We start from the raw sequence: 9084 nt of genomic DNA on the forward strand, positions 1-9084 counted from the left end.
CCAAAGAATGGCTCCATGCAGCCACACATTCCCGATGCAGATGTCGACCCGGATGAAGCCTTCCAGCTTGTTTTTCGTGAACTGAAACATCATGAGGAAACGGGCCGGAGAAACTTTGTTGTCCGCGTCCCCGTGGGTCTGCTTGAGTATCTGTTCTCAGCCATTTTGCGCAAGTCAGGGATGTCGCGGGTTGCCCTTGAGCGGTTGCTGACAGAGCTAGGGATTTACGGATTCAAAGACGCGGACGGCCGGATTCTCCGACGGTATTTGAGCGGTCAAATACGTATGGCTTGGTCGACCTATCAGCGCTTGATGCTATGGGCTTTATCAAGCGGCTGGATCAGCATATGGGCTTTTCGCGATCTGGCTTTCCGGTCGTATGAGCGAGAAGCTGCTCAGCTTTGCGCACGGAAAATAGTGAACACCCTCAAGCGTCGGACGACGCTCCCTGATTTGACCAAGGAGCAGATTGTCACGAGCTTCTATGAGGTTTATCAGCTCAGGCAGCACGAGCGCGATCAGGCTGCGGCTACTCGATTGCGAACCGACTCAGATACTAGAGAGCTTGCCCTGTCTCTTGATGCGTAATTGCGCGGATGTGAACGTCCATTCGTATTCGACTTGACCAGAATAATGAATGTCATTGACCGACTGAGTTCGACCCAAAGCTGCCGGTCAGCAACTGCACGATTCGGCCAGAGGTGGATAGTGATGGCACATAGCTATGCTTATGGGTATGATTATCAACTTTTGACATCTAAATTGACGGGCTCCCGCCGAAAATAAGGTAAAACATAAAAATGCTAGGCTTACAGAAAAAATTGATTATGGTTCTATCAGAACAACAAGCTCAATGGAATATGTCTATCGATTTCATTGACCCCGCCTCATACTAAATAAAAAACAAATTTTACAAGGAAGTTCTGATTGACTACCAATACAGGCAGTATAAAATCAATATACTTGGACTGGAACATTTTCCAAGACATCATTCAAGACAGAAAAAGCTCCCGTCTTGTAGAAAATTTGAGCGCAGGGAGGAATAAGGGTTACTTGACGCCATATTCTCATGCTCACATTAGTGATTTGTTGAGGTGTTCTAATGCAAGCTACATCAAGAAAGACCTTGAGCAATTGGCAATAATTACGGAGGGCTGGTGTATAGGGCCGCATAAAAACGGCTCAGGATTTTGCGTGGATAAAATACCTCCCGGCTTAGTATATGAGGCAATGTCAGCGGATCAAAAAAACACACCAGAACTGAAAAATTTAAAATTCGATTTTCTGTCCTATGAAGTTGATATGGCCAAACTTTCCGGTGGAAATGTTCTGGTTCCTTTCTTAGACCGGTTCCACGGAGTAATGTCTCCCGAATTACTGGAAAGCTTCGTACATCACCTTCAGGATAATGGCCTCGCAGATCACAAGCTCCAAAGAGATTTTAGAAGCTCGCTCATAGAAATCGTCAGATTGAACCAGCCGGCGGCTGAAGAAATAAGAGAATGGCCTATATATAGTTACTTGCTTTCGCCTCCAGAGGAGATTGAACGGAATTTTATCTCTATCTTTCAATCTTTTCTTAATGTTGACGGTCGTTCAATAGATACGATCAGTGAAGAGGATAAATTCACAATCGCCTATGGGATTCTTGATTTTTTCCCCGTTTTTAAAGAGAAAATTGAAAAGAAAAACAATCTGAACAACATGCTTACTGATGCGCTGCATGTCTATATAGCGTCAAAGTGCTCATATTTTATTTGCGGGGACAAAAAATCAGTTGCGAAAGCCAAGATTATCTACCGTGCCTTCCAAGTAAGAACTAAAATTTATTATGTGGACAATTTTATAAACAATGTAGAGCTTTAGAGTCATGTGGGTGATTCTCGGATCTTTATTGCGCTGTGCTGCATTAATGCATCTTCTGCGCGGCTTTTAAGATTGTCAGACAATTTCTCAAAAATAGATCAGCTAACGTCCGCTCTCCAGAGGCATAATAGAATGAGTCGTAATTTTAAAGCGTTAAAGCCTGAGATTTTAGAAAAATTCAAGCATCAGTGTGCTTATTGCGGAGTCAAACTTTACGATCCGTTAATGGCGGATATCGAACACTTCTATCCCAAATCCACCTACCCGCACCTGGCTCTTGATAAAGGCAATATGCTTATTGCGTGTCGAGCATGCAATATGATTAAAGGCGCGAGTTTTCCTGTTGCCGATGACGGACGACCTTTACTACTAAATCCGTTGCATGATGATTTTTCTAAGCACATAAAGCAAAATGAAAACGGATACTTGGAAGGCGTAACGGAACAAGGAGAGGTAACGATATCGGTATTGCAATTAAACCGACCTTCGCTCATAGAGCAACGCATACTAGAAGTTATTGGAGACAGGTTCTCTGGTGGTAAAGTATTGTCAGAGCATGATGTCTATATGACATTTACAAGCAGTATGCAAAATGTCATTGAGCTCAATGGCATCAAGCTGGATGATGGTAAAAGTCTGCAAAAGCAAATGGCGTACATGCTTTATGCAAATGTGATTACATCTTTGGAGACATATCTGTGCGATCGGTTTATATCGCTTGTTCAAGGTAATAAGGGGAATCTACGGGCCTTCGTTGAAAACTTCAATGAATACGGCCAAGAAAAATTCTTTATTGCAGAGTTGTTCAAGGTGCATGAAGGGATAGAGGCAAAAGCAATTGAGTCAATGAAAAGCGTCCTGTACCACAACTTGCCAAAAGTAAGCGGTATGTACCGGGATACATTTGGGGTTGATTTTCCTGTTTTCACAGAAGTTTTTAAAAGTGTATTAATTCGGCACGATCTGGTTCATCGAGCTGGTAAAACGAAAGCTGGTGACTTTCATGATCTAACAGTTGAGTCGGTCGAGACAGTTGTTAGCGAGTGCTTAAAGTTCGTAGAGCAGTTGGAAAAGGAATTGAGGTCCGATACTTGAATGTTTACTGTTCGGTCCAGCGAGAAGCTTGTGCAACAATTGAATGAGTTAGCGGTCGAATGCGGGCTTCTGCGAAAGTCCGCTAGCGACCCTAATCAGCCGGTCGTGTCGCAGGGTTGAATGATCGCAATGGAGTGGAGTAGATCCTCAGCGATGAGTCTTCCCCCTAGCGACTGCTTTTCTGAAAAATCACTTTTATTTCCACTGCGGGACGGATGTCAGGACATCTGCCCTTCAGGCTATTCATCTGTAGGAATACGCCTCACATTGCGGTGCGCCGGCGCTCGTAGAGATGGAAGGCGTCCGAGTGCCTGCCGTAATTTGCGAAGAGCGCCCCAGTCCAATCCGGCGTTTAGCGCCCTCTGGTTAAACTGCGCCATAGACAGAACGCATTCCCTAGGAAAGCCACCGATACGTGTCCGATGGAATTCCCATGTCGACTGGATTAGGAATCGGTCGGCGTTAGCGCCAGTTTCTCGGAACCAGCTCGCCATGCTGCGGTACATCTTGCGTGCTCGAACCACGAAGAGCGCACCAAAAATGGACTTTTGGTCTGCGAAGTCAACATTCAGAGCGACACACATCGCGTTCCAATATTGGATGAAAACGAGGTTGTGTTTGTCTAGGCAATCGTCATTAGAGAACTGAATACTTAGCCTCAGGACGCTGTAGGAAAGCTGTTCGTTGCGAGACATCCAGAAAGTGTGCACCGACCCGATTTGAGAATCGTCTATGAGTATCCCATCTGGTCCAGTCAGTGCGTCAAGAATTGGCTTTGTGATGTTGTCAATATCACCCACCTTGTCCGTCTCTTGGCGTTGGATGCTGTGGAGGTACCAAGCAAACTCGATCTGCACGCTACCGGAGATTAGCCACTTGAACTGCGAGAGTTCACGCTGAATCGCTAGAGTGAGTTCTTGCTTTCGTTCCGAGCGAGATTGAGTGCTCACAATTTCATCAAAGTGAAGCTCCAAGCTGACCGAAGCCGTTGCCATTTCTTCGATGAGGTATTGATTGTTTTGGTCGCAATTAGATGTTTTGACGGAGATGTGAAGCATGGCGCATATATTCCATTGGGGCTGTGCTGTGGAAATGGTCTTCTAGCGTTCCCTTGCACAAAGTGGAGATGCATTCGAGCAGAGAAGAGTGTGTCACTAAGCTAGCTTTCACCCATGTTATCCACTGGGTTCCGATATCTGCAATGGACTCACAAACTGGAGGGGTGGAGTTCCGCTTTTTGCCGACTTCTGCCAGTCAAAAACACCTGGTGTGCTGACCTCGACTGACCCAGTGGTGCGCAATGATGCTCCGTCTGTGCGATTACCGCACGGACTGGTGTGGGTCGATCAAGCTAGCTTCGCGGCCAGCTCGTCCGCAGTAATGTTGTAGTACCGCTTAAGCATGTTTACCTCCCGATGCCCCGTCACGCTCGCAAGCTCGATCAAATTCGGCAGTTTGGTCGCAAGCCGACATGTCGCTTCATGCCGCAGGTCGTGAAAGCGCAGCTTGATCAGGAAGTCTTCCTGCGGCCTGATCTGCGCTACGTCGCAATCTCCCAAGTATTTCAGCCTCGCACGCTCCAGACCTCTCACAAATGCCTTCTTGTGGGCATCTGCAGTGGTGGGGAAGACTCGCCCGCACAGCGAGCGCGGCAAGTCCTTCAACAGCTGGTTGGCCTTAGGCGAAAGCGGAACAGTTCTGGGCAGGCCGTTCTTGGTTGCGGGCAGGTGCGCGGTTCTACGATCCAGGTTCACATGCTTCCAGCGCAGCTCGAAAATCTCGCCACGGCGCATGGCGGTCTCAATCGCCAACTGGACGATGGGCCGTATCCAGGGATTGTGTGATGCATCGGCGTAGGTCCCATCAGCACGGCGCTCACGTAGTTCTAGGGCACCGAGCATGTATTGCTCTTCAATTGGGTCAAGCCGTCGCGAGCGCTCGTCGTTGTAGCTGGGACGGCTGACCATCCTGACTGGATTTTCCGCAAGGTGAATTCCCCATTCGCGGCGAGCGACCTCGATCACGCACTGAAACAAAGCCAGCTCACGTTTCACCGTAACCCCTTTCCGGATCTTCAGGCGCTCGTCACGGTAGCGGGCAAAATCTGAAGAGGTGAGGGTGGCAACGATGCGTGTCGCCAGCGGATGACGCTTGAGCGCTTCCAGGCGTTTGATTTCCGAGTACGCGCCTTTGTGCTTCGGCGCGATCTCGGAGATATAGCGATCAATGAGTTGATGAAAGGCGGTGCGTTCAGCCTCAACCCGAGAGACGAAGATGCCCCGGTCGATTTCGCTTTCGATCATGCGTGCCCAGGCTTGGGCATCGGATTTGGTTTCGAAGGTTTTTCGCTGGGCTGGATAGCCCTTACGACGAATTTGCGCTTCCCACTGATACTCGCTGCGATTCCTGATTGTTGCCATTTCGACCATTCCCGCCACACTTGAGTGTGGCAAATTTGTGGCAAAACGACCTTCAGGACTAGGACAGGGTTCTGACAGTGGAGCTAACCCCTTGAAATACAAGGGATAGAAGATGGTGCACCAGGCGGGATTCGAACCCACGACCCCTGCCTTCGGAGGGCAGTACTCTATCCAGCTGAGCTACTGGTGCAACGCGGGCGCCATGATACCCATGTCGGGGGTGGTCGTCCATTGCGATAACCGGCCCATCGTTTGTAATCTGCTACGGTGACAGGTGCACAGGCTGGGCAAGCCCTTGTTTACGGGGCCTGTCGTTCTTTTTTTCGAACGGCTATTGTCCTTTCACCCCATAGATCCTAGGATTCGTTTGAGATTTCAAACGCTCTTGTCTGGTCGCTGAAACGCATGAGTCCATCCATGCGCTATTTCCACCTCAGCCCGGGCGACTTCTCATCCCTCCATTCGTGCCGTCACGTACGGCGCCGTTAAGGAAGCCGACATGCAGCTCAAAGACACCTCGTTGTTCCGCCAGCAAGCCTATATAGATGGTGCGTGGCTGGGCGCCGACAGTGGGCAGGCCATCAAGGTCAGCAACCCTGCTACCAACGAAATCCTCGGCACCGTGCCGAAAATGGGCGCCGCTGAAACGCGCCGCGCCATCGAGGCTGCCGACAAGGCACTGCCGGCCTGGCGTGCATTGACCGCCAAGGAGCGCTCGAACAAGCTGCGCCGCTGGTTCGAACTGATGATCGAAAACCAGGATGACCTCGCGCGTCTCATGACCCTGGAGCAGGGCAAGCCATTGGCCGAGGCCAAGGGTGAGATCACCTACGCCGCGTCTTTCATCGAGTGGTTTGCCGAAGAGGCCAAGCGCGTCTACGGCGACACCATTCCCGGTCACCAGCCAGACAAGCGCCTGATCGTGATCAAGCAGCCGATCGGCGTGACTGCGGCCATCACACCGTGGAACTTCCCCGCCGCGATGATTACCCGCAAGGCGGGTCCCGCGCTGGCTGCCGGTTGCACCATGGTGCTCAAGCCTGCCTCGCAGACGCCGTTCTCGGCGCTGGCGCTGGCTGAACTGGCCGAGCGCGCGGGTATTCCTAAGGGTGTGTTCAGTGTCGTGACCGGCAGCGCCGGCGACATTGGCAGCGAGCTGACCAGCAACCCGATCGTGCGCAAGCTGAGCTTTACCGGCTCCACCGAAATCGGTCGCCAGTTGATGGCCGAATGCGCCAAGGACATCAAGAAGGTGTCGCTGGAACTGGGCGGGAAGAACTCGCTGATCGTGCTCGATGATGCCGACATGGATCTGGCCATCGCCAACACGGCCTGGGGCGTCTACCTGCACCAGGGCCAGATCTGCATGGCCACCGGCCGCGTGCTGGTCCAGCGCAGCATCCATGCGCGCTTCCTTGAAAAACTGGTGGCCAAGGCCAGGTCGCTCAAGGTCGGCAATCCGGCCGATGGCGAGGTGGCGATCGGGCCACTGATCAATGCCCAGCAGCGCGACCACGCCGCGCGCATCGTTGCCGAGGCGCAGGCCGCCGGGGCCACGCTCGCGACCGGTGGCGGCTACAAGGACCTGTTCTTCGAACCGACCGTGCTCAGTGACGTGAGCCGTGACAACCCGGCCTTCCATGAAGAGATCTTCGCGCCGGTCGCGGTGGTCGTACCGTTCGATACCGATGATGAAGCGGTGGAACTGGCCAACGACAGCGAGTACGGCCTGTCGATGGCGATCGTGTCGAGCAATGTCGGCCGCGCGCTGAAGCTCGGCGAGCGCCTGCGCACCGGCCTGCTGCACATCAACGACCAGACGGTGAACGATGAGGTGATCAATCCGTTCGGTGGCGTGGGCGCGTCGGGCAACGGCACCAGCATCGGTGGCCCGTCCAACATCGACGAGTTCACCCAGTGGCAGTGGATGACCGTCAAGGGCGAAGCGCCCGCTTACCCGATCTGATCAGGAGACCCTCATGACCGCAACAGCAGAACTGCGCGACATCACCGTGGCCGTGGTGCGCGAAAAAGAACAGCCCTTCACGATCGAGAAGGCGCGCATCCGTGGGCCGCAGGACGATGAAGTGCTGGTCCGCGTGGTCGCCACCGGCCTGTGCCATACCGACCTGATCGTGCGTGACCAGTACTATCCCGTGCCGCTGCCGGCGGTGCTCGGCCACGAAGGCGCGGGCATCGTCGAAGCGCTCGGCCCGGGCGTGAAAGACCTCAAGGTCGGTGACCATGTCGTGCTGACCTACGGCGCCTGCGGCCACTGCAATCCCTGCAGCGGCGGCCACGGCGCGTACTGCAAGGACTTCTTCGGCCTGAACTTCGGCGGCGGTGCGCTGGACGGCTCCACCGCGATCCAGGATCCGGACGGCAACCCGCTGCACGATCACTTCTTCGCCCAGTCTTCGTTCGCCACCTACGCACTGAGCCGCGAAAACAACGCGATCAAGGTGCCTGACGATGCGCCGATCGAACTGCTTGGCCCGCTTGGCTGCGGCATCCAGACCGGCGCCGGTGCGGTGATCAATTCGCTCAAGGTCACCGCCGGCAGCAGCTTCGCCAGCTTCGGTGCCGGCGCGGTCGGCCTGAGCGCGGTGATGGCCGCCCGCGTGGCCGGTGCGACCACCATCATCGCCATCGATGTGGTGCCCTCGCGCCTGGAACTGGCCAGGGAACTGGGCGCCACCCATGTGATCAACAGCCGCGAGGTCGATGTGGTGGAAGCGGTGCGCGGGATCACCGGCGGCGGTGCCAACTTCGCGCTGGAATCCACCGGTCGTCCGGAGGTGCTGGCGCAGGGCATCGAGGCGCTTGGCGGGCGGGGCGTGATCGGCGTGGTCGGCGCCCCGAAGCTGGGCACCAAGGCCGAGTTCGACGTCAACAACCTGCTGCTCGGCGGCCGCAGCATCCGCGGCATCGTCGAAGGTGACAGCGTGCCCAAGGTGTTCATCCCGCAGCTGGTGCAGCTGTACCAGCAGGGCCGCTTCCCGTTCGACCGACTGGTCAAGTTCTACCCACTGGACCAGATCAACCAGGCCGCCGAGGACAGCACCCGCGGCGTCACGCTCAAGCCGATCCTGACCATCGGCGGGTGAATCGGCGGNNGCGGGTGAAACGGTCCGTCGCAGGCATGCGTGCCTGCGACGACATATCAGTCAGCTTTGCGGGAGTAGGCTGTCGGTCCGAGGTGGAGATCGACCGATGGCCGCGATGGTTCTGGAACAGCAGCAGGTATTGGCCGCCGCCCGTCAGCGCTTCGCCGAGGGCGGCGCGCTGATGGACAGCGTGGTCAGCCCGCCGGTGCAGCGCTCGTGGGAGCGCTCGCGCCAGGCTGGCGTACAGCCGCGGCAGGAGCCGTACTACGCCCCGCTTGCCCCGGCCGCTGCCCGCCTCGACGATCCCGCCGACCGCCGCCTCGCGCGCTGTGTACGCGAGGATATGGACCATCTCTGGGCCGCCTTCGGTGGCCGCCAATGGACCCTGTTCTGCGTCAACGCCGACGGCCTGGTCGTGGCCCAGCGCGAACATGGCCTGGCCGACGTCCCGGTGCTGCGCCCGATCCAGATCGGTCGCCGCCTGCGCGAGATCGACATCGGCACCACCGCCCCGGCCTGCAGCCTGGCTGAAGACGCACCGGCCCTGGTGCGTGGCAACGAACACTACCTGGACCGCTTCGCCTCGGTGTTCTGCC

General features: G+C 54.8%; 7 protein-coding genes, 1 tRNA gene and 1 pseudogene. 6 read left to right on the top strand and 3 right to left on the bottom strand.

Features of this window, described 5'->3' with window-relative positions:
* Window positions 1–15: 15 nt before the first annotated feature.
* The 3 genes from B2V21_RS04160 to B2V21_RS04170 all read left to right on the top strand — a co-directional run bounded on the left by B2V21_RS04160 (window position 16) and on the right by B2V21_RS04170 (window position 2961).
* On the top strand, window positions 16–588 hold the full coding sequence (locus tag B2V21_RS04160) for a hypothetical protein (protein ID WP_286916098.1): 573 nt from the start codon (window positions 16–18) through the stop codon (window positions 586–588).
* Window positions 589–927: 339 nt separating this feature from the next.
* The gene (locus tag B2V21_RS04165; RefSeq protein ID WP_286916100.1) at window positions 928–1866 is read left to right on the top strand and encodes a hypothetical protein; all 939 of its coding nucleotides are present in this window, start codon (window positions 928–930) and stop codon (window positions 1864–1866) included.
* Window positions 1867–1998: 132 nt separating this feature from the next.
* Window positions 1999–2961 carry a hypothetical protein gene (locus B2V21_RS04170; protein ID WP_286916101.1) on the top strand — a complete coding sequence of 321 codons (963 nt, stop codon included), beginning with the start codon at window positions 1999–2001 and terminating at the stop codon, window positions 2959–2961.
* Between the two features lie 239 nt (window positions 2962–3200).
* Here B2V21_RS04170 and B2V21_RS04175 read toward each other — a convergent pair whose 3' ends face one another.
* The 3 genes from B2V21_RS04175 to B2V21_RS04185 all read right to left on the bottom strand — a co-directional run bounded on the left by B2V21_RS04175 (window position 3201) and on the right by B2V21_RS04185 (window position 5571).
* Window positions 3201–4019, bottom strand: coding sequence for a RusA family crossover junction endodeoxyribonuclease (locus tag B2V21_RS04175; RefSeq protein WP_286916102.1), 819 nt, complete (start codon window positions 4017–4019; stop codon window positions 3201–3203).
* 288 nt (window positions 4020–4307) lie between these two features.
* Window positions 4308–5390 carry a site-specific integrase gene (locus B2V21_RS04180; protein ID WP_286916103.1) on the bottom strand — a complete coding sequence of 361 codons (1083 nt, stop codon included), beginning with the start codon at window positions 5388–5390 and terminating at the stop codon, window positions 4308–4310.
* Between the two features lie 104 nt (window positions 5391–5494).
* Window positions 5495–5571, bottom strand: a tRNA-Arg gene (locus B2V21_RS04185).
* 309 nt (window positions 5572–5880) lie between these two features.
* Between B2V21_RS04185 and B2V21_RS04190 the strand changes: the two genes are divergently transcribed.
* The 3 genes and pseudogenes from B2V21_RS04190 to B2V21_RS04200 form a co-directional block, all read left to right on the top strand.
* On the top strand, window positions 5881–7347 hold the full coding sequence (locus B2V21_RS04190; protein ID WP_286916104.1) for an aldehyde dehydrogenase family protein: 1467 nt from the start codon (window positions 5881–5883) through the stop codon (window positions 7345–7347).
* Between the two features lie 13 nt (window positions 7348–7360).
* Window positions 7361–8488: an NAD(P)-dependent alcohol dehydrogenase gene (locus tag B2V21_RS04195; RefSeq protein ID WP_088433793.1), complete on the top strand. Its 1128-nt coding sequence runs from the start codon at window positions 7361–7363 to the stop codon at window positions 8486–8488.
* 106 nt (window positions 8489–8594) lie between these two features.
* A pseudogene (locus B2V21_RS04200) lies at window positions 8595–9084 on the top strand (sigma-54-dependent Fis family transcriptional regulator); the annotation flags it as partial.

Origin of the sequence: Pseudomonas sp. UBA6276 (genome assembly GCF_002438365.1) — a bacterium.
Lineage (GTDB): Bacteria > Pseudomonadota > Gammaproteobacteria > Pseudomonadales > Pseudomonadaceae > Aquipseudomonas > Aquipseudomonas coleopterorum.

Coding starts and splice junctions, on each gene's coding strand:
- B2V21_RS04195 (WP_088433793.1), top strand. CDS start 7,361: ATGACCGCAACAGCAGAACTGCGCGACATCACCGTGGCCGTGGTGCGC.
- B2V21_RS04160 (WP_286916098.1), top strand. CDS start 16: ATGCAGCCACACATTCCCGATGCAGATGTCGACCCGGATGAAGCCTTC.
- B2V21_RS04170 (WP_286916101.1), top strand. CDS start 1,999: ATGAGTCGTAATTTTAAAGCGTTAAAGCCTGAGATTTTAGAAAAATTC.
- B2V21_RS04190 (WP_286916104.1), top strand. CDS start 5,881: ATGCAGCTCAAAGACACCTCGTTGTTCCGCCAGCAAGCCTATATAGAT.
- B2V21_RS04180 (WP_286916103.1), bottom strand. CDS start 5,390: ATGGTCGAAATGGCAACAATCAGGAATCGCAGCGAGTATCAGTGGGAA.
- B2V21_RS04175 (WP_286916102.1), bottom strand. CDS start 4,019: ATGCTTCACATCTCCGTCAAAACATCTAATTGCGACCAAAACAATCAA.